Source organism: Thermococcus sp. (genome assembly GCF_027066465.1).
Classification (GTDB): domain Archaea; phylum Methanobacteriota_B; class Thermococci; order Thermococcales; family Thermococcaceae; genus Thermococcus.
Map to the genome: position 1 here is coordinate 13,946 of NZ_JAMONU010000128.1, position 18,490 is coordinate 32,435.

At 55.9% G+C, this 18,490-nt stretch carries 18 protein-coding genes and 1 pseudogene; 11 read left to right on the top strand and 8 right to left on the bottom strand.

The features are described from left to right. Nucleotides 1–157 precede the first annotated feature (157 nt). From MVK46_RS05960 to MVK46_RS05970, 3 genes are all read left to right on the top strand, one after another. Nucleotides 158–1,618, top strand: coding sequence for a hypothetical protein (locus tag MVK46_RS05960; RefSeq protein ID WP_297535724.1), 1,461 nt, complete (start codon nucleotides 158–160; stop codon nucleotides 1,616–1,618). After that, the gene (locus MVK46_RS05965; protein ID WP_297535725.1) at nucleotides 1,615–3,441 is read left to right on the top strand and encodes a hypothetical protein; all 1,827 of its coding nucleotides are present in this window, start codon (nucleotides 1,615–1,617) and stop codon (nucleotides 3,439–3,441) included. The genes MVK46_RS05960 and MVK46_RS05965 overlap by 4 nt, the downstream gene beginning before the upstream one ends. Nucleotides 3,442–3,562: 121 nt before the next feature. Further along, a complete protein-coding gene (locus tag MVK46_RS05970; protein ID WP_297535742.1) occupies nucleotides 3,563–4,174 on the top strand; it encodes a hypothetical protein in 612 nt (203 codons plus the stop codon). A 9-nt stretch (nucleotides 4,175–4,183) separates the two neighbouring features. Here the strand turns inward: MVK46_RS05970 and MVK46_RS05975 are convergent, their stop codons facing one another. Beyond that, complete coding sequence (locus MVK46_RS05975; RefSeq protein WP_297535726.1) at nucleotides 4,184–6,307, bottom strand: restriction endonuclease; 2,124 nt, start codon at nucleotides 6,305–6,307, stop codon at nucleotides 4,184–4,186. A 127-nt stretch (nucleotides 6,308–6,434) separates the two neighbouring features. Here MVK46_RS05975 and MVK46_RS05980 point away from each other — a divergent pair, with 127 nt between their 5' ends. Next, the gene (locus MVK46_RS05980; protein ID WP_297535727.1) at nucleotides 6,435–7,664 is read left to right on the top strand and encodes a phosphoglycerate kinase; all 1,230 of its coding nucleotides are present in this window, start codon (nucleotides 6,435–6,437) and stop codon (nucleotides 7,662–7,664) included. Here the strand turns inward: MVK46_RS05980 and MVK46_RS05985 are convergent. The 4 genes from MVK46_RS05985 to MVK46_RS06000 are packed head-to-tail and all read right to left on the bottom strand — an operon-like array spanning nucleotide 7,651 to nucleotide 10,253. Further along, nucleotides 7,651–8,415, bottom strand: a complete 765-nt coding sequence (locus MVK46_RS05985; RefSeq protein WP_297535728.1) for an ABC transporter permease — start codon at nucleotides 8,413–8,415, stop codon at nucleotides 7,651–7,653. The two genes, MVK46_RS05980 and MVK46_RS05985, sit on opposite strands and share 14 nt — an antisense overlap. Beyond that, nucleotides 8,412–9,386, bottom strand: a complete 975-nt coding sequence (locus tag MVK46_RS05990; RefSeq protein WP_297535729.1) for an ATP-binding cassette domain-containing protein — start codon at nucleotides 9,384–9,386, stop codon at nucleotides 8,412–8,414. Before MVK46_RS05990 ends, MVK46_RS05985 begins: the two co-directional genes overlap by 4 nt. Continuing rightward, complete coding sequence (locus tag MVK46_RS05995) at nucleotides 9,386–9,805, bottom strand: ferredoxin family protein (protein WP_297535730.1); 420 nt, start codon at nucleotides 9,803–9,805, stop codon at nucleotides 9,386–9,388. The genes MVK46_RS05990 and MVK46_RS05995 overlap by 1 nt, the downstream gene beginning before the upstream one ends. 1 nt (nucleotide 9,806) lies before the next feature. Next, nucleotides 9,807–10,253, bottom strand: a complete 447-nt coding sequence (locus tag MVK46_RS06000) for a PadR family transcriptional regulator (RefSeq protein WP_297535731.1) — start codon at nucleotides 10,251–10,253, stop codon at nucleotides 9,807–9,809. Between the two features lie 82 nt (nucleotides 10,254–10,335). Between MVK46_RS06000 and MVK46_RS06005 the strand changes: the two genes are divergently transcribed. Genes MVK46_RS06005 through nth form a run of 3 tightly spaced genes read left to right on the top strand, consistent with a single transcriptional unit; the run spans nucleotide 10,336 to nucleotide 12,654 of the window. Beyond that, entirely contained in the window at nucleotides 10,336–11,499 is a 1,164-nt protein-coding gene (locus MVK46_RS06005; RefSeq protein WP_297535732.1) for a glycoside hydrolase family 18 protein, read from the top strand. 44 nt (nucleotides 11,500–11,543) lie between these two features. Next, nucleotides 11,544–11,972 carry an ATPase gene (locus MVK46_RS06010; protein WP_297535733.1) on the top strand — a complete coding sequence of 143 codons (429 nt, stop codon included), beginning with the start codon at nucleotides 11,544–11,546 and terminating at the stop codon, nucleotides 11,970–11,972. Continuing rightward, on the top strand, nucleotides 11,941–12,654 hold the full coding sequence (gene nth, locus MVK46_RS06015) for an endonuclease III (protein ID WP_297535734.1): 714 nt from the start codon (nucleotides 11,941–11,943) through the stop codon (nucleotides 12,652–12,654). Before MVK46_RS06010 ends, nth begins: the two co-directional genes overlap by 32 nt. A gap of 8 nt (nucleotides 12,655–12,662) precedes the next feature. Here nth and MVK46_RS06020 read toward each other — a convergent pair whose 3' ends face one another. Then, nucleotides 12,663–13,241 carry a potassium channel family protein gene (locus MVK46_RS06020; protein ID WP_297535735.1) on the bottom strand — a complete coding sequence of 193 codons (579 nt, stop codon included), beginning with the start codon at nucleotides 13,239–13,241 and terminating at the stop codon, nucleotides 12,663–12,665. Beyond that, complete coding sequence (locus MVK46_RS06025; RefSeq protein ID WP_297535736.1) at nucleotides 13,234–13,839, bottom strand: potassium channel family protein; 606 nt, start codon at nucleotides 13,837–13,839, stop codon at nucleotides 13,234–13,236. The genes MVK46_RS06020 and MVK46_RS06025 overlap by 8 nt, the downstream gene beginning before the upstream one ends. Before the next feature lie 100 nt (nucleotides 13,840–13,939). On the opposite strand from MVK46_RS06025, the gene MVK46_RS06030 reads away from it, so the two are divergent. From MVK46_RS06030 to MVK46_RS06040, 3 genes are all read left to right on the top strand, one after another. Then, entirely contained in the window at nucleotides 13,940–14,713 is a 774-nt protein-coding gene (locus MVK46_RS06030) for a sugar phosphate isomerase/epimerase (RefSeq protein WP_297535737.1), read from the top strand. An 87-nt stretch (nucleotides 14,714–14,800) separates the two neighbouring features. Beyond that, the gene (locus tag MVK46_RS06035) at nucleotides 14,801–16,225 is read left to right on the top strand and encodes a CoA-binding protein (protein ID WP_297535738.1); all 1,425 of its coding nucleotides are present in this window, start codon (nucleotides 14,801–14,803) and stop codon (nucleotides 16,223–16,225) included. Nucleotides 16,226–16,252: 27 nt separating this feature from the next. After that, nucleotides 16,253–17,014 carry an acetate--CoA ligase family protein gene (locus tag MVK46_RS06040; protein WP_297535739.1) on the top strand — a complete coding sequence of 254 codons (762 nt, stop codon included), beginning with the start codon at nucleotides 16,253–16,255 and terminating at the stop codon, nucleotides 17,012–17,014. Here MVK46_RS06040 and rlmD read toward each other — a convergent pair whose 3' ends face one another. After that, nucleotides 17,015–18,274, bottom strand: coding sequence for a 23S rRNA (uracil(1939)-C(5))-methyltransferase RlmD (gene rlmD, locus MVK46_RS06045; protein WP_297535740.1), 1,260 nt, complete (start codon nucleotides 18,272–18,274; stop codon nucleotides 17,015–17,017). A 61-nt stretch (nucleotides 18,275–18,335) separates the two neighbouring features. On the opposite strand from rlmD, the pseudogene MVK46_RS06050 reads away from it, so the two are divergent. Beyond that, nucleotides 18,336–18,490: pseudogene (locus tag MVK46_RS06050) on the top strand (D-glycerate dehydrogenase); the annotation flags it as partial.

Below are 18,490 nucleotides of genomic sequence, written 5' to 3' on the forward strand. Positions count from 1 at the left end.
CTTTCTATTCTGCAAGTTCAACCCTCGATGTTAAACGTGCTTATCCTCCGGCAACGTTTTTAAGTCCCGCCTCCAACTGGAACCCGATGGTTGGTTAGCCCTCATCTAAAGGCACCCTGTGTTAAGCTACCCTTCCAATACGAGGGGAGATGGGAGAATGCGGAAGGCGATTCCACTCATTGCGCTCCTGCTGCTCGCGGTTCCCGTCTCGGCGTATCAAGTTAGGTCACCCGGCCCCGTCTACGAGGTGAAGTACTCAGTTCTCTCGAACGGAACCGACGCCCTAATCCATCTGGACGTCCTCCAGTGGGGAATCACCTGCGGCATGGTCGATTGCTGGCCCGAGGTTTACTCCGACTACGATTACCTGCTCTACTTCAACGGTTCCCAGCTCTACCTCCTCAACTTCACGCCCGCCCTGGGCCTTCCAACGTGGAGGGTATTCTACAGGGGGGCTACCTTCTTCAACGGGAGCTGGTACCTCTGGACCGAGTACTATCCCCCCGCCTGCTCGACGCTGGTTGACAGGATTTATCGCCTCGACCTCCGGGACCTCTGCATCAAACCCGCCGACGTGGAGTGGTTCGAGCTTCCGAGGGGAAACGTCAGCGACTCGATAGACGGCTGGCGGATTGAACTTCAGTCCCTCGGCCCCGGCGAGTGGGGTTACGCGAACGTTAGCGACCTCTGGATTGCTTTAAGTGAAAACGTCACCAACTGGTCCCCGGGAGGGCCGATAACCTTCCCAAAATCGAGCGTTTTTCCTGTTTACTTCACCCTTAAAAAGGGCAATCTCACGAAAAAGATAACCCTTCTCTACATCAACACCACGAACAACTCTGAGGGCCTCGTTCAGGGCTTCTGGTTCCCGGGCGATGTTAAAATCGTCAACGTGACGGTCTGCAGAAGCGCCAGCGTTAGGTTCCCCATCACGGCGCTTCGGGTGGACGGCGTTTACAGGGGAGGAGAGGGTGTTCTTCTTGTTGTTGGTTATGAGGTTCTTAGTCCGGGAGTGTGCCCGGGGAATCCGCTCAACTGCACTCTCGTTCCCGACATGGTTTCCAGCTACCTCTTTTATGTTTCCTCCAGCGGGCCGTACTTTCTCGGCGCCTATCCTGAAGAACCTGCTGTGACGTTTGAAAACGGCCTCTGGAGGTTTAAGCTCCACCTCTGGAACGGTAGCGTTGAGAACGCGACTTTTAATCCTGCCTGTCTCAACGACTCCAACGTGAGTCCCGTTGAATTGCCGAACGTCTCCGTTGATTGGTATTCCGTGAGAGTTGGGAACCTCACGGTGAGCTATCCAGCGGAATTCCTGGGTTTTTCGAACAACCACACGGTCATAATCCTGAACGAGAAAATTTCAAAGGTCCTTCCCCACGTTCCCTTCGCCGTAGGGGTGAACGGAAGGTTCTACCCCCTGTTCCGTTCCGTCAACGGCACACTCCTCCCGGTTCCGCCGAAGGTTGGCCCCGACCTTAACTGCACTCCCTCAACCCCTTCGGAAACGTCCACGGCGAGGGGAGAAAACCGGGAAATCTGCGGACCCGGAGTTATCCTCCTACTGGCCACTCTCTCCGCGATGCTCTTCCGGAAGACTGGAGGTGATGAAGTGTGAGAAAGTGTCTTGCGTTAATCCCGCTTCTTCTCCTGTTGCTCTCAATGGCACAGCCTTTGGGCGCGTCCCCGAGCACTCAGCCGGCCTACGTGATTCCGGCGTTTCCCGTTATGTTCCACCTTACGCTGGCGAGCAACGGGAGTACTGCCTTCCTCCTCTTGCGGGGCGACGTCTACAGCGGTTACGTGGACTACATGTGCCCCATAGATTCCCCCGACAGCGACTTCCAGTGCCACGTGTGGAACCGGACCGACGACCTCCTAATCGAGTTCGGCAACGGAACGAGGCTGGCGAACGTTACCTGGCTCCTCGGGTACAACTCGTCCTCGTTCGCCCCATTCGGCCACCGGTGGTTCCTCGTTTACCCCCATGCCGTCCGCGAGTATTTTCCCTCTCAAAAACGCTTCGGCAAGCTGGTGAACGTCTCGGCCCTAACGGACTGGACGCTGTACAACCTCCCCACGGTGATGTCCCTCTGGCCGAGAGTCTCAAACGGCTCGCTGGTCTTCTCCTCACCCTACAATGGCACTTACTCGGTTCCGCTCGGCCTTCTCAGGCCCTACCTCGAGCCTCTCGCTTTCAACGTCTCCGAGGGACTCAGCGAGCGGAGGTTTCTGGAGTACCTAAGGGCAGTTCCCTTCAGGGGAGGTCTTCTCATCTACCTTCCGACATATGGAATATCCCTCTGCGGAAACGGGAGCCTTGTAGTGGAAAACTTCTCAAACCCATACCTTCCCCATCGGTGGGTGTACTACAAGGGGGGCGAGTTCCCGGAGAAGAGTTTTCCGCTCGTCCTCTACTACCGGAACGGTCGGCTGAGGCCCCTCCTGACCTTCGTTCCCTACGGGGACAGCTTGGCCCTAAGCGTCCCTGAGTTTTCGGTGAGCGCTGGAGGAAACTCCTCCGTTCCCGAGATAGAGGTTCCGACCGGTTGGGGCAGGGTGTACCTGTGGGAGCTGGGCGTTTACCCGCATTACTCCCCGACGAACACGACTTTCATCGACCTCGAGGCCGAGACCGCGGGCTGGAGCGACACCGCCCTTCACGCCGAACTAATCAACGGCTCCAGGCTGGTTTACCTGAACGTCCCGGTTCCTGGGTCTTTCTACTACTTCAAAGACCACTGGTTCTATGAGTGTGCCTCATGTCATCCCAAGAGGTACTACCTCTACGACTGGCGGAACCACACGCTCATCGAGGGCAACTTCTCGCCAAGTGCCGTGACCGAGGAAGTTCCTTGGTACCACGTCTGGAACGTCACGAGTGTTGAGGTAGTGTTTAACGACTACCGTGTTGACTTCCACAGGATTCCCCTCGCGAACTTTTCCGGCTGCGTCCCCAACGATACGGCCATCGTGAAGAGACTGCAGGGAATCCAGGTCGGAAACGGCGTCCTGCTCTACTTCCGGGACTATCAAACTGGACTCTCCCTGGCGGGGGAGGAATGGGCGCTCTCTCACGGCGTTCCGCTCTCATCTACATGCCCCTTCTTCTACTACGCCGGCGGAAGGATAAGGTTCCGCATGAAGCTCGGCGTCGCCCATGCCACCGTTCCCGTCGGAAACTGGAGGCTGACGCTTTCTTATCCCTACATAAACGCCACTCCTATGGTGAACGTCTCGGTGGTCCGGCTGGAGGCCGAGAATACTACCCCAACTGTCACCCCGACTCCATTGTCGAACACCACGACGCCAGCAACTACAACTTCACCGGCAGCATCGAGCACTTCGTCACCCACCAGCGGGCGGAGCATCCGTGGTCCCGGGACGTTTCTGCTTCTGGCCGTGATTGTTCTTATTCTTTGGAAACTTGGCCGGAAATGAGCTTTTCAAACTCCATCCTTTTTCCGATTTTTCTCGAAAAACCTTCGGAAGAGCAATTCCTCACCCGACTTCCATGGAAGGGTTTTTAAACCGTAGCTTAGAGCGTCCCTTGGTGATGGGGGTGAAGTTCAAAGGCAAGGCCTTCGGAGACGCCGTGAGGATTGAGTTTGAGATACTCACCCTCGGCGAGCTTAAAATAGAGGATTTGCGAGACTTTGACGTTGATTCCCTCAAGATTGAGCTCAAACCGACCTCATCCGGTATAAAGGTCATCGGCATATGGGAGGGGCCGGTTGAGAGGGCCGGTGAGGGCATAAAGAAGGCCCTTGAGGAGAGCTATAAACTGCGTGAGAGGATTCTCGACAGGATTAGGAGCAAGACCGAGGCGATACGCTCGACGATGCTCCAGCTCGGCTTCAAGGAGGAGGTTGAGGGATACGGAAGCGTTCTCCGCTTCGTCAAGAAGGTCGGTCCCTACGAGATTGTGGTTGTTGCTTCAACCACCGACGACGTCGTCCGCGTCGAGGTTTACGGCAACGAGGGCAAAATCCTCAGTCCGGAACTCGAGAGCATCTTCGAGGACGTTGAGGTTGAAGAGCTTGAGATTTACGACTTCGACGACGGCAAGGAGGAGAGGCTGGTAATAAACCTCGAAATACCGCGCAACGAGGACAGGCCCGAGAGGAAGATAGTGGAAGCGATAAAGATGATAGAGAACATGCTGATGACGTAATTGACGTAATCACTTGTACTTGCTCTCGAGCTGGAGCTGTTTGAGCTTCGCGGTCAGCCCTTTAACGGGCGCCCTGTCCTCGCTTATTATCTTCCCCGTTCTCGTGTCAATCCTCGCGTAGTAGAGGTGGTCCTTTCCGGCGACCTTTATGTGGACGTAGTTCTGCTCCTTGTAGTGGGTCAGCCTCTCGGTTCTCAGCTCGGTTTCGCCGTAAATCTTCCTTATGTGCTCGTGGAAGCTGTTCTCAAGTGCCACCTCCGTGAAGCGGACGTCCTCCTCCTTAACCTCGCCGGTCTTCCTGTCGAGGACGACCCTTCCAACCTTTGTGCTTCCCTGAAACTCGGCAACCCAGTCGTTTTCAAGCTTCAGCGACTTGAGTTCGGCGGTTTCATCTATCTCCTTGATTCTCTTCAGTGCAAGCTCCCTGGCGACGTCTTCCTTCAGAACCCTGTCCGTTTCCTCAATCAGCTTGCCGTCCTTGCTGACCCGGACCGTGACCCGGTACCTGTCGTTCTCGGCCCCCACCACGTAGGAAGCGTCCCCTTCCTTTACGCTCCTGACTTCAAAGTCCGGGTACTTTTCCTTCACGAGTTCTTTGGCCTTTTCGGGCGTTATCTCAACAACGTAGTCCAGGACGTCCCTGGTTGAGCCGTCTATTTTGACGACCGCTTTCCCGCCCTCCCCCTCGAGTTCAAGCTCGAGGAACTTGTGCTCTATAACCCTGCTTGAGGTTAGCCTCAGTCCTTTTACGGGGAAGTTCCCCTCGACGACCTTCTTTGCGTTCTCAACGGCTTCCTCGGGCGACGGCAGTTTCCGGACTTCCCGAAGTTTCCCGTCTTCAAGGCTGACCTCGAGGACTGCTATGCCGTCCGGAACCTCGACCTCGACGACGGCGACTTTCTTGCCCTTTTCAATTCCAAGGATTCTGCCGCTGGGATACTCCGATTCAATCAGCTCCCTAAGGGCTTCGTCGGTGAGCAGTGTTTCAGCCCTGAGCGTCTCTCCCGTGTAGGCGTTGAACTTGAAGTCGAACGTAAAGCGGTGCGTCCTGCCGGAGACCCTGACCTTCCACTCATCTCTTTCGGTCTTTATCTCTTCAGGCTCTTCTCCGAGCTTTTCCCGTAGGTACCTCTTAACCCTCTCCGTGAAGTGCTCCTCAGGGAGGGGGTTCAGCTCAAGCTCGACCTTCTCACTCACCGGTTCAACGGCCGCCGTACCTCTGTTCCTCCCGACCTTCAGCCTGACCTCAACCCTCTCGGGGACGTAGACCTTCTTCCTGTCGTGAATCCTGATTAAACTCTCGGGAACGTTCAGCTCCTTTGATAGGGCTTCCTTCAGAACGACTACGGATTCGCTCGGGCTTATTCTGTTCAGTATTTCCCTGTCAGTTGCTTTAATCTTCGAGCTGTCGTTTAGGAGTGCCTTCTTGACCGGGGTGCTGAGTTCCTGACTTGAGGAGGCCCTTGTGACGAGTTTGTCCTTCGAGAAAACAACGGCCTTGTCTTTTTCCTCCCTTCCCTCAACGGACCACGATAGTATGTACGCGCTCGAGAGGAAGACCTTAATCTCCTCCGGCTTCAGCTCGTTTCCCTTTACGGGGTACTTTCCCCTGGCTTCCCTGATTATCAGCTTCATAACGCCCTCAGGGGAGAAGTCGTAGAGCAGCGGCGCGTCGAGTTCAAACTCCTTGAGGGGGCTTTCCTCCTCGTCCTTTTCATCCCTAACCTCTATTTTTGGGGCCTCGATTCCATAGTTCGTGAACAGGGACACGAGCTTCTCGGCGTCCCAGAGGACTATCCTCCCCCTGTAGTTCCTCACCGTTACGGTTCTGGCGTCCTTTGTGAATCCAACGGGAGAAACGAGTATTCCCCTGTCGGCTTTGTGCTTGTCCACTATGTCCGCAAAAACGTTAACGTCCTTTGATGACACCAAACCGCCTTCGTGAACCCTTATTACAACCTTTTCCATACCCGCTATCGGGTCCTCGCGTATGGCCATTACGTCTATCCCCCACCTCGCCCTGTTCTGGACGCGCTCGTAGTCCCTGAACCCCATTCGCTTTAGAAGCTCTACAATGCTGTCGATGAGAGTTTCTCTGGGCAGATTCCTTATTAGAGCCTCCTCCCACGGCATTTTGCTCACCCATTGCATCAAATTTAAGCGGTAACCGCTTATAAAAATCTCCTTTGTTTGAGGTTTCAAATTTGGTGTCCAAATAAGCTTTATTAATGCTTCCGTTTAACACGGTTTCGGTGATGCGATGTTCAGGCTCACGGACTTCAACTTTCACGGCAAAACTGTTTTTCTGAGGGCCGATTTAAATTCCCCTGTGGAGGACGGCAGGATTACGAGCGACGCGCGCTTTAGAGCGGTTCTGCCAACGGTGAGGCACCTTGTCGAAGACGGGGCGAAGGTCGTAATCGGAACCCACCAGAGCAGACCCTACAAGGGCGACTACATAACGACGGAGCAGCACGCCCAAATCCTCGGTGAGCTTCTCGGCCAGGACGTCGAGTACGTTGAGGACGTGTTCGGAAAGCTTGCCAGGGATAGAATAAGGTCTCTCAAACCGGGCGAGGTTCTCATGCTTGAAAACCTCCGCTTCTCAGCGGAGGAGGTCTTTTACAAGCCCCTTGAGGAGTGTGAGAAGACATTCTTCGTGAGAAAACTTGCCCCGCTCATAGACTACGTCGTCAACGACGCCTTCGCCGCAGCCCATAGAAGCCAGCCCTCTCTCGTTGGCTTCGCCCGGCTGAAGCCTATGGTGATGGGATACCTCATGGAGAAGGAAATCAACGCCTTAACCAGGGCATACGAGAGCGAGGAGAGGCCGAGGGTTTACGTGCTCGGCGGTGCGAAGGTTGATGACTCGCTCAGAGTTGCCGAAAACGTCCTGAGGAAGGGAAGGGCTGATCTAATCCTCACAGGTGGCCTCGTCGGCCACGTGTTTACCCTCGCTAAGGGCTTCAACCTTGGAGATGCCAACCTTGAGTTCATGGAAAAGAAGGGCCTCCTTGAACTGGTTGACTGGGCGGAAAAAATACTCGACGATTTCTACCCCTACGTGAGAACCCCCGTTGATTTCGCCGTTGACCGCGATGGTGAGCGCGTTGAGGTTGACCTGCTGAGCGACGAGAAGTGGCTCTTCGACCGCTATTTAATACTCGACATAGGCTCCCGGACTGTGGAGAAGTACCGCGAGATTCTTCTGAAGGCAAAAATCATAGTTGCCAACGGCCCGATGGGCGTCTTCGAAAGAGAAGAGTTCGCGGTCGGAACGGTGGGCGTTTTCAGGGCGATAGCCGAGAGTCCGGCTTTCAGCGTCGTCGGAGGCGGCCACTCCATAGCGAGCATCTACAGGTACAACATAAAGGGAATAAGCCACATATCCACGGGCGGCGGGGCAATGCTCAGCTTCTTCGCCGGGGAGAAGCTGCCGGTCCTCGATGCGCTGAGGATAAGCTACGAGAAGTTCTCTAACCGAGGGTAGCCCTCCTGAAGCCGAATGCGGCTATCCCGTTGAACAGCACCGCGAGGAGGAGCAGGACACCCCAGTCGGTTGCGAGGCTGAATGTGGGCGCGACACCTGCAAGGTAGTAGCGCGTTCCGTCAACGGCGTAGGTTAGGGGGTTCACCTTGGCCAGCCACTGCATCCAGCCTGGCATCGTCGAGACCGGGTAGAACGCACCGCTCAGGAACGTCATCGGGAGGAGGAGCATCATTATGACCATCTGAAAGCCCTCCATACTGCTCATCTTGAGGGCTATGGCAACGCCCATTCCTGCAGTCGCCAGTCCCAGGAGGAACGAGAGTCCGAGGGAGGGGATTATCCCGGAAACTCTCAGACTTGCCAGCGCGAAGCTCAGGGCTAGTATGATTACCCCCTGAATCATCGCCACCATCGCTCCCCCGGTCGTTCTGCCGACTATGGCCTCGGTTCTGCTCGCTGGAGCCACGAGAATCTCCTTGAGGAAGCCGAACTGCCTGTCCCAGATGAGCGTGATTCCCTGCATGAAGCTCATGTTGAAGACGGTCATCACGATGATTCCGGGCACGAGGTAGGTCATGTAGTCAACGCCCCCGAAGAGCTGGCGCGCCATCGGGTTGTTGAAGACCCCGGCCCAGCCCTTGCCGAAGAACACCAGCCATATCAGCGGGTTGATTACGCTCCCGATTACCCTCGCCCTCGAGCGGGAGAACCGCTTGAGCTCCCTGTAAACCATCGTCGCGAAGACCCTCATCTCATCCTCCCCCAGAGTCTCATGGCGCTTTTCACGGGCTTCTCTTCGCCCTCCCTAATCTCCCTGCCGGTGAGATGGAGGAACACGTCGTTCAGGGTCGGCCTGTGGTAGGTAACCTCGAGGATTCTTAAGCCGAGCTCTTTGGCCCTCTCGAAGAGCTTCGGTAGCGCCTCTGAGGCGTTCTCGACGTCGAACCTCACCCTTCCATCGGGAAGGACCTTACAGCCCTTCAGGAAGTCCGCCTCCATGCACTCCGCCTTCCCCTCGAACCTCACGTAGATTACGTCGTTGCCGACCAGCCTCTTGAGTTCTTCAGCGGTCCCCTCTGCTATAATCCTCCCCCTGTCCATTATCGCTATCCTGTCCGCTAAAAGTTCGGCCTCCTCCATGTAGTGGGTCGTCAGAAATATGGTTACGCCCCTCTCCTCGCGCATGGTTCTTATGTAGTCCCAGATGTGCGCCCTCGTCTGGGGGTCGAGGCCTATCGTCGGCTCGTCGAGGAAGAGAACCTCCGGCTCGTGGAGGAGCGCCCTCGCTATCTCGAAGCGCCTCTGCATTCCGCCGGAGAAGAACTTGAGCGGTCTGTCCCTGAACTCCCACAGCTCGACGAAGCGGAGCAGTTCCTCGCCCCTCTCCTTAATCTCCTCCCGGCTCAGGCCGTATATCATGCCGTGAATCAGGAGGTTCTCCCAGGCGGTGAGTTCCCTGTCCACGCTCGGCTCCTGAAACACTATCCCTATTCGCTTCCTGACCTCGTCGGGTTCTTTGAGAACGTCGTGACCTGCAACCACGGCCCTTCCAGAGGTTGGCCTGAGTAAGGTCGTGAGCACGTGAACCGTCGTCGTCTTTCCGGCCCCGTTCGGCCCGAGGAAGGCGAATATCTCGCCCTTCTTAACCCGAAAGCTTATCCCCCTGACTGCCTCAAAATCGCCGTACTTCTTGACGAGGTTCTCGACGACTATGGCATCCATCAGACCACCCCGTACTTTTCCGGCCAGTTGTTGCGCTTGAACCTCTCGCCGTGCTCCTTGCGAAAGACGAACTTGAGGCCGTACCTCTTCTTGAAGGGCAGTTTCAGGGTGTTGTAGAGCAGAACGAGGGTAGGATGCCTGACGGGCTTATCAGCGGGCCTCAGCGCTCCGGTCGGGCAGGCCTGGACGCAGATGTAGCACTTCTTGCAGTTCTCTGGGTGCGCCATGAAGGGCCTGAGCCTCACCTTGTACTTCACCCCGAAGAGGCTCACCTTCATCGGGACGACTTCCCAGATTTTATCGCTGAAGGGACAGACGAAGATGCACTCGTCGCCCCCGCCGCATATGGGGTAGTGTATCACGAGCGGGGCCGTTTCCTTCATTTTCTCGTGGTACTCCTTCCAGTCAGGTGCCCCCACTTCAACCACCCAGCAGAATCAGCCTTATCCTCCTCGCGCACTCTTTGAACGCTTTCCTGACCTCTTGCCTCTGCCCGTCACTCAGCTCGTCAATCCTCCTGAACAGTTCCTTGAAGGCCTCCTTCAGCTCGTCACCGCCGAGTTCGAGGAATGTCTTGTAGGCCCTGAGCTTTCTTTTTATCTCCTCGAGTTCATCCCGGTGCTCCTCAAGGTATCTAAGACCCTTGTCCGTGATTCGGTAGCTCTTCCTGTCTCTTTCCCCGGTCTCCACGACCTCGATAAGCCCGCTCCTCTTCAGGGAGGCGAGGATGGGATAAACCGTCCCCGCGCTGAGCTTTATTCCGTAAAGCTCCTCCATCTCTGCCATAATCCCGTAGCCGTGGTTCGGCTCCTTCAACAGCTCAAGGATTACGAGCTTGAAGGCTCCTTTGACGTAGGGCTTTTCCATGCCACCACCTGATATATCGAACGACATATCGTTTAAAAGATTTTTGGAATGTTTTTAAAGGCGGAGGGTGGAGTGATAGGGGATGTCGATGAAGGGGAGGGTTGCCGTAGTCTTCCTGTTTATCACGGCAGTCGCAGTTGCTCCGGCGCTGGCGACCAACTTCACGGTGAGCGTTTACTACCCCTCCTGGGCGCTCTACGACGGCTTCAGCCCCTCTTGGATTCCGCTCGATAACGTCAGCATCGTCGTCTACGCCTTCCTCCGGCCCCTTGCGAACGGAACGGTGGTCTTCGGAGACCCATACGCGGATGGGATTAACCTTGAGGAGCTCCATAAGCTCAAACAGAGCCATCCCGGAGTTAAGTTCCTCGTGAGCGTGGGCGGTTGGACTTTCAGCGGGAACTTTTCGAAGTTCGCCTCCTCCAGAGCCGGAAGGCGGGCCTTCGCGGAGAGCGTTCTTGCAATCCTCAGGGAATACGACCTCGACGGCGTTGACATCGACTGGGAGTTCCCCTGCTGGGTTCCCAACGGCGGCGAGGAGTTTCTGACGCTCGTCCAAACGCTCAGGGAGACGCTCGGGGAGGAATACACAATAACCGTAACCGCGCCGGCCGACGCGGATACAGCCTCGTGCGTTGACTGGGAGAAGGTCAGCGGTCTCGTGGACTACATCGGCTTGATGACCTATGATTACGCCGGCCCCTGGCTGAACTTCACCTACTTCAACGCCCCTCTCTATGGCGTCGGGCCGGGAAGCGTCAACAGGACGGTTAGCTGGTACCTCAAGATTGTTCCCGCGGGGAAGCTCCTCCTCGGGATTCCCTTCTACGGAAGGGCCTTCACCGGCGTTCCCGCGAGGAACTTCGGCCTCTACCAGAGCTTTGAAAACGCGACCGATGAAATTCCTTACTCTTCAGTTGTAAAGCTCATTGGAAACTGCTCCGTCCTCTGGAGCGAAAGGTCAGAGGTTCCCTGGGCATACTGCCTCAACGGGACTTTCCTGACCTACGACGACCCGAAGAGCGTTGCGGAGAAGACCCGCTACGCCCTCGCAAAGGGCCTCGGAGGGGTTATGGTCTGGCAGATAACGGAGGACGTTGTAAAAGGCAGGCATGTTCTGCTTGGGGCGATAGTGAAGGAAATAAGGGCATACGGTGAACAGAATATAAGGACCGAGCACCAAGAGAAATGCCGTCCTCACGTCGTTTTCTGGGTTCTCGCCCGCTTTTGGGGGGAAGTTCTCTAACGTTAACCTTTTCTTCTCCCGCTCAAACTTACTCCGGTGATTCCATGAAGGTCGTTCTAAAACCGCTCTTCGAGGCTGAGCTTCCCGCTGGATTCGAGGAGATAATAAGGGAGAAGCTCAGGGGCAGGGAGCTGAAGACTGGAGAGACCATTGAGGTGGAGCTCCTCGGAAAACCTTTGCCCTTCAAGGTTCTCTTGGCCGAACCAAGCCCCCTGAAGGTGGACAAGGGCACAAAAATCGAGTTCTCCGCTGGAGAGGTCGAGGAGTTCACGCTCGAGTTCGAGAGTGAAGTAGAGGATGCAATTCCATTCGAGAAGGGGTTTGTCGTCGTTCTCGGAAGAGAGGTTCGAATCTACAACTGGAGCGGGCAAAAGGTTTATAGCAGAGAGTTCGAGAACCTGAAAAAGGTTAGAGCCGCCGAGGGAAAGGTGGTGGTAGTGCATGGCAGGAAAATCACGGTCGTTGAGCCTTGAGGGCTTCACTTTTAACGAAAGCTGGGAGGAGAAGAGGAAGAGGGCCGAAAAAATCGTTGAAATTCTCATGAAGACCCACCCGAGAGAGAAGCTCCTAATCGGCGACCCCTACAGGACGCTGGTTCACTGCATAATCTCGCAGAGAATGCGCGACGAAGTTACCTACCGCGTCTGGGAGGAGCTTTTTGAAAAGTACAAGGACATCGAGACGATAGCGAACACCCCGGTCGAGGAGATGCGCAAGTTCCTCAGGAAGAGGGGCGTCGGCCTCTGGAAGACGAAGGGCGAGTGGATTGTCAAAGCCTCTCGGATAATCCTTGAGAAGTACGGCGGGAAGGTTCCGGACGACATCAACGAGCTGATGAAACTGCCCGGCATAGGCCGGAAGTGCGCCAACATTGTCTTAGCTTATGGCTTCGGGAAGCAGGCCATTCCGGTGGATACGCACGTGAACAGGATAAGCAAGCGTCTCGGTCTGGCTCCGCCTGGGGTTCCCCCGGAGAAAGTCGAGGAGTACCTGATGGAGCTGATTCCAAAGGAGAAGTGGATTTACGTGAACCACGCTATGGTTGACCACGGGAGGAGCATATGCAAGCCGATAAGGCCGAAGTGCGAAAGCTGTCCGCTGAAGGAGCTGTGCCCCTACGCGAAGGGGCTCGTCAGGGACGAGGATATAAAATGAGAAAGAGGTTACTCCTCCTCTTCCACTTCTTCCCCTGCGAGCTTTCTCAGCTTGTCCAAGTCCGAGCTGACCGCTATGAGGACGTCGCCTTCCTCGATGGTGTCCTTCCTTCCCGGGTTGTAGATGTAGCGCTCACCGCGCTTTATAGCTAAAATCCTCGTGCCTATCTTGCTCGGAAGCTTGAGCTGTTCGAGGGTCTTTCCGATGAGAACCGAGCCTGCCCTTACAGTAACGCGACCGAGCTCCTCCTCTGTATCCTCCATTATCTTCTGAATAATCGGGTGGGGCTCGATGTCGCGGAGGATTATGTCCGCTATCCCGTAGGCGGCATCGCTTATGCGCTCGTTGATGTCCGCCAAATCTATTATGCTCAGCAAACTCTCGGGGTCCTCCTCCTTCTTCGCCGCGCGGAGGGCGAGCTTCTTGACCTTCAGCGTCAGGTCGTCCATTTTCTCCTCTAAGAGATAGACCTCCTCCGCTATGTCCTCGCTGTTGTACATGACCGATGAAAAGGCCAGGTCGATCATGAGGGCCGATAAATCCTTCATCTCGACGAGGCAGTTCCTAATCTCCTCGAACTCACTCATTGGGCATCACCTTGATGTTGCCCTTTGCTATCTCCTTCAGGTAGTCCAGGGCAGTCCTCGTTCCCCTGCCGAGGAGGATGTCGTTGGGCAGTATCTTCGTGTCCTCGTCGGGGTCGAAAATCCACCTTTTACCGCGCCTTATGGCTATTATCCTCACCCCCGTGTTCGTCGCAAGGTCCAGCTCTTCGAGCGTTTTTCCGACGAGGACTGACTCCGGAGAGACGACTATCTTGCCGATGGTTTCCTCGCTCTCGAGGATTACCTCGGTAATCAGCGGGTGGAGCTTCTCCTCGAGGACCATCTTTGCCAAATCTCCTGCCGCGTCGGAGATATCATCTATTGAACGGGCCATCTGTAGGATTGAAGTTATCTGCTCTGCCTCCTTCATGTTTCTCGCTGCCAGAACCGCCCTAACGGTGAGGTTGTAGTTGAGTATGTCGAGGTACTCCTCGAGTTCTAGAACTTCCTCCGCCATCTCCTTTTCCTTAAACAGAACGGCTGAATACGCCAAATCCACCATAAGCTCGGCCGTGTTCTTCATCTCGACGAATATATCCTTGACGTTATTAGGAACCTCAACCTCGTCCCATTCCTCCACTCCCGGTTCACCGGTTTAAAATGCGGGGGGAGTCTTATTTAGTTTTCGCCCAAAGGTTTAAAGGCGGGAAGCCGAACTTCCCCCGCCGAGCGGTGGTAACATGATAGGACTCTCCACGACGTCCTACCCGGGCAGAACTTTTGAGGAGTTCGAGCGCTGGCTTGAGGAAGCGGAAGGGCTCGGCTTTGAGTTCGTCGAGCTGGTTAGCGAGTGGCCGAACTTCATCACGAGAGAAACGTGGAGGGCCTACGCTGAAATACTCGGAAGCTTCGGGCTTAAAGTTACCATCCACGCTCCCTTCAGCGACGTCAACATAGGCTCGCTCAACGAGAGGCTCAGGAGGGCTTCAATCGAAGTTCTGGAGGAGACGCTTGACGTTGCTTCCCGCCTGAACGCGTTCGTGGTTACGGTTCACCCCGGTCACTGCTCGCCGGCGAGTCGGAAGTTCAGGGAGGACTACAACAGAGTTCACCGCAATTCTCTCCGCGAGCTTGAAAAACTCTCCGGGGAGTTCGGCGTTAGGGTTGGCGTTGAGAACATGCCGAGCTTCCCGATACTCGACGCTCAAACCCCTGAGAGGCTGGCCGAGCTTCTGGACGGGACGGAGCTTGGCGTTACCTTTGACCTGGGCCACCTCAACACCGTTGGCTTTCCCTTCGAGCGCTTCATGAAGCTGCTCGGCGGCAGAATCGTTCACGTCCACCTTCACGACAACTCCGGGAAGAGCGACGAGCACCTGCCCCTTGGAAGGGGAACCGTCCCTTGGCGGAAAGTCCTGCCGGAGCTTGAAAAGTTCGGCTGGGCCCTTGAGGTCTCGAGCCTCGAGGACGCGGAGGTCAGTCTGACCTTTCTCAGGGACATTGGTGAGCTTTGAAGTTCATTGAGGCTCACTTTTACAAAACGCAACCCTTTTATACATGGCCACCTAAGAAACTCCCGGAGAACTTCTGGGGGGAAGTGCATGGCTGAGAAGATAGTTGAGGAGCTTAGGCCCTTCTTCGACCCGAAGGCAGTCGCTATCATCGGCGCAACCAACAAGAAGGGGAAGGTGGGCAACGTAATCTTTGAGAACTTCAAGAGCAACAAGGAAAAGGGAATTTTCAAGGGCAACATCTACCCCGTGAACCCGAAGCTCGATGAAATCGACGGCTACAAGGTTTACCACAGCGTCAAGGAGCTTCCCGATGACACCGATTTGGCCGTTATATCGATTCCAGCTCCCTACGTCCCGGCCACGATGAGGGACATAGCCGAGAAGGGCATAAAGGCCGTCATCATCATTACCGGCGGCTTCGGAGAGCTTGGCGAGGAAGGGAAGAGGCTCGAGCGCGAAATCTACGAGATAGCCAAGGCCAACGGCATACGCGTCATCGGTCCGAACTGCGTCGGCGTCTACGTTCCAGACACCGGCGTTGACACGGTGTTCCTGCCGGAGAACAAGATGGACAGGCCGAAGAGCGGGCCGATAGCGTTCGTCAGCCAGAGCGGTGCCTTTGCGGCAGCTATGCTCGACTGGGCCGCCGGCGAGAAGATAGGAATAGGGAAGATGGTCAGCTACGGAAACAAACTTGACGTTGACGATGCCGATTTGATGGACTACTTCGTCCACGACGACGAGATAAACGTCGTCACGTTCTACATCGAGGGTGTAAAAGACGGCAGGAAGTTCATGGAGAGCGCCAAGAGAATAACGAAGGTCAAGCCGGTGATAGCGCTCAAGAGCGGAAGGACCGAGTACGGGGCCAAGGCGGCATCAAGCCACACAGGCTCGCTCGCGGGACAGGACGTTATTTACGACGCCGTCTTCAAGCAGACCGGCATAATCCGCGCCGAGGACTTCGAGCACATGTTCGACCTGGCCAAGGCCTTCGCCCAGCTGAAGAACAAGCTTCCCAAGGGAGACAGAATAGGCATCATCACCGACGGCGGTGGCGCCGGAGTCATGGCCAGCGACGCGGTAGCGAAGTTCGGCCTCAAGATGGCGGACCTCAGTGAGGAGACGATTAAGTTCCTCAGGGAGAGGTTCCCGCCGCACGCTGTCGTCGGCAACCCCACCGATGTCGTTGGGGACACGGATGCGGAGCGCTACAGGCTTGCCCTTGAGGCCTTCACCAAAGATGAAAACGTTGACGCAATACTCGTCATAGTCCTCTTCCAGGTTCCGCTCCTCGAGGAGGAGAAGGTCATCGACATCATAGCGGACTACCAGAGGAAGAGCGACAAGCCGATTGTTGCCGTTGCGATGGGCGGTAAGAAGACCGAGCGCTACGCCAAGATGCTTGAGGAGAAGGGGGTTCCAGTCTATCCAACACCCGAGAGGGGCGTCCGCGCTTTAGCCGGTCTCGTTAGATACGCCGAATATTTGAAAAAAGTTAAAGGTGAGTGAGGTGTATTGCTCACCGGTGGTGATATTATGAAGGAGGAAGCCCTCAAAGTGATTGAGTCTGTTCTGGCCCAAGGAAGAACCGCCATGGTTGAGTACGAGGCCAAGCAGGTTCTAAAGGCGTACGGACTGCCCGTTCCAAACGAGAAGCTCGCCAAGACCCTTGACGAGGCGCTCAAGTACGCGGAGGAGATAGGCTACCCAGTCGTTCTGAAACTGATGTCGCCGCAGATACTCCACAAGAGCGACGCCAAGGTTGTCCTTCTGAACATCAAGAACCCGGAGGAGCTGAAGCAGAAGTGGGAGGAGATACACGAGAACGCAAAGAAGTACCGCCCAGATGCGGAAATCCTCGGCGTTCTGGTTGCCCCGATGCTCAGGCCCGGCAGGGAGGTAATCATAGGAGTAACCGAGGACCCGCAGTTCGGCCACGCGATAATGTTCGGCCTCGGCGGAATCTTCGTCGAGGTTCTCAAGGATGTGACCTTCAGAATAATACCGATAACCGAGAAGGACGCAAGGAAGATGATTACGGAAATCAAGGCCTACCCGATTTTGGCTGGAGCGCGCGGTGAGGAGCCGGCAGACATAGACGCGATAGTCGACATGCTCCTCAAGGTGAGCAACCTCGTTGACGAACTCAAGGACTACATCAAGGAGATGGACCTCAACCCGGTCTTCGTCTACGAGAAGGGTAAGGGTGCGGTGATAGTCGACGCGAGGATTATCCTGAAGGAGAAGGGCGAAAAGAAGCCGGAACCAAGCTCTGAATACAAGGAGCGCTGCGCCTGATTACCTTCTTTCCAATTTTATGACGGCCTCGACGTGAGGCGTATGCGGAAACATGTCCACGAGAACCGCTTCCTCCACGCGGTAAGCTTTTCTCAGGTGGTTCTCGTAGTCGAGCTTAAACGCCTTTGGATTGCAGGAGACGTAAACGACCCTTTCAGCTCCACTTTCCACCAGCAGTTCCCCAGCTTCTTTCAGGCCCCTCCTCGGCGGGTCAACTATCACGGTGTCGTAGTCGCCCATCGGGGTCTCCTCAGCCCTCCCAACACGGAATCGGGCGTTTACCCTGTTCAGCTCGGCGTTCTTGTTGGCCATTTCAACAGCGAAGGGGTTAATCTCGACTCCCTCAACGGTAAGGCTCCTCCTGGCCAGCCAGACGCCGAAGGTGCCGACGCCTGAGTAAAGGTCGAGAACCCTTTCGCCGTCGGTGAAGTCCTCAACGGCCCTGAGGAGAAGCTCAAGGGCGTGGCTGTTCGTCTGGAAGAAGCTGTTGGGGTGAATGAGATACACCACCTCGTCAATCCGCTCCCTTATGAGCTGGCTCCCCGCAACGTGCAGGGGCTTCCCGCGCGGGTCGTCCCCCTCGTCGGCCTTTAGGCTCCAGTAGAGCGAGTCCGCGAAGGAGAAGTAGTCCCTGAAGGCCTCGGCTGTTTCTTCGGAGGGCCTGCGATGGGCTATGAGGTTCACCATGACCTCTCCGGTGAACTTGCCCTCCCTGACCTGGAGGTAGTGAACGTCGCCGGTTTTCCGCTTCAGGCTCCAAGGCTTAAGCCTCGTTTCCTCCAGAAAATCCCGGAGGGCGCGCAGGTATTCGGGGGTTTTCTTCGAGAAGATGGGGCACTCCGAAAGGTTCGCAACGCCAAGGGGGTTTCCGTACTCCTTGAGGCCAGCGCCGTTGGTCGTCACGATGAAGTTGCTCACGTTGCGAAAGTCCCAGACCCTAGGCGAGCCCTTAATTTCGGCCCTTATTCCGGTGATTCGCTCGAAGAGTTCAGCCTTGAGTTCGAGCTGGGCCCTGTATTTTAACCCCTGCCAGAGACAGCCCCCGCACCTTCCGAAGTGCCGGCACCTCGGAAGAACCCTCAGAGGGGAAGGCTCAAGAAGCTCAAAGTCCCTCGCGATTAACCTGCCGAAGCGCCTTCTCGTCGATTTAACCCTAACCATGTCGCCAGGGTAGGCGAAGGGGACGTAAACGGTTTTGTTCCCTGCTTGAAGAACCCCGAGGCCGTCGTCGCTCAGTGTCTTTACCTTACCTCTCAGCACGTTCCCCGCTCACCGTCAGGGTTTTTATAACCAGCGCCCATTTTTAGATGGAGGTGATAACGTGAAGCCAAAGGTCTTCATAACGCGCGCTATTCCTGAGAACGGCATCGAGATGCTGAGAGAGCATTTCGAGGTCGAGGTCTGGCCGGAGGAGCGGGAAATCCCGAGAGAGGTTCTCCTCGAGAAGGTTCGCGATGCTGACGCGCTCGTCACGAT

What these genes read in the sequence shown, in the direction of transcription:
- MVK46_RS05960 (WP_297535724.1), top strand. Translation starts at nt 158, where the DNA reads ATGCGGAAGGCGATTCCACTCATTGCGCTCCTGCTGCTCGCGGTTCCC.
- MVK46_RS05975 (WP_297535726.1), bottom strand. Translation starts at nt 6,307, where the DNA reads ATGCCGTGGGAGGAGGCTCTAATAAGGAATCTGCCCAGAGAAACTCTC.
- MVK46_RS05980 (WP_297535727.1), top strand. Translation starts at nt 6,435, where the DNA reads ATGTTCAGGCTCACGGACTTCAACTTTCACGGCAAAACTGTTTTTCTG.
- MVK46_RS05985 (WP_297535728.1), bottom strand. Translation starts at nt 8,415, where the DNA reads ATGAGGGTCTTCGCGACGATGGTTTACAGGGAGCTCAAGCGGTTCTCC.
- MVK46_RS05990 (WP_297535729.1), bottom strand. Translation starts at nt 9,386, where the DNA reads ATGGATGCCATAGTCGTCGAGAACCTCGTCAAGAAGTACGGCGATTTT.
- MVK46_RS06000 (WP_297535731.1), bottom strand. Translation starts at nt 10,253, where the DNA reads ATGGAAAAGCCCTACGTCAAAGGAGCCTTCAAGCTCGTAATCCTTGAG.
- MVK46_RS06005 (WP_297535732.1), top strand. Translation starts at nt 10,336, where the DNA reads ATGTCGATGAAGGGGAGGGTTGCCGTAGTCTTCCTGTTTATCACGGCA.
- MVK46_RS06010 (WP_297535733.1), top strand. Translation starts at nt 11,544, where the DNA reads ATGAAGGTCGTTCTAAAACCGCTCTTCGAGGCTGAGCTTCCCGCTGGA.
- nth (WP_297535734.1), top strand. Translation starts at nt 11,941, where the DNA reads ATGGCAGGAAAATCACGGTCGTTGAGCCTTGAGGGCTTCACTTTTAAC.
- MVK46_RS06020 (WP_297535735.1), bottom strand. Translation starts at nt 13,241, where the DNA reads ATGAGTGAGTTCGAGGAGATTAGGAACTGCCTCGTCGAGATGAAGGAT.
- MVK46_RS06030 (WP_297535737.1), top strand. Translation starts at nt 13,940, where the DNA reads ATGATAGGACTCTCCACGACGTCCTACCCGGGCAGAACTTTTGAGGAG.
- MVK46_RS06035 (WP_297535738.1), top strand. Translation starts at nt 14,801, where the DNA reads ATGGCTGAGAAGATAGTTGAGGAGCTTAGGCCCTTCTTCGACCCGAAG.
- MVK46_RS06040 (WP_297535739.1), top strand. Translation starts at nt 16,253, where the DNA reads ATGAAGGAGGAAGCCCTCAAAGTGATTGAGTCTGTTCTGGCCCAAGGA.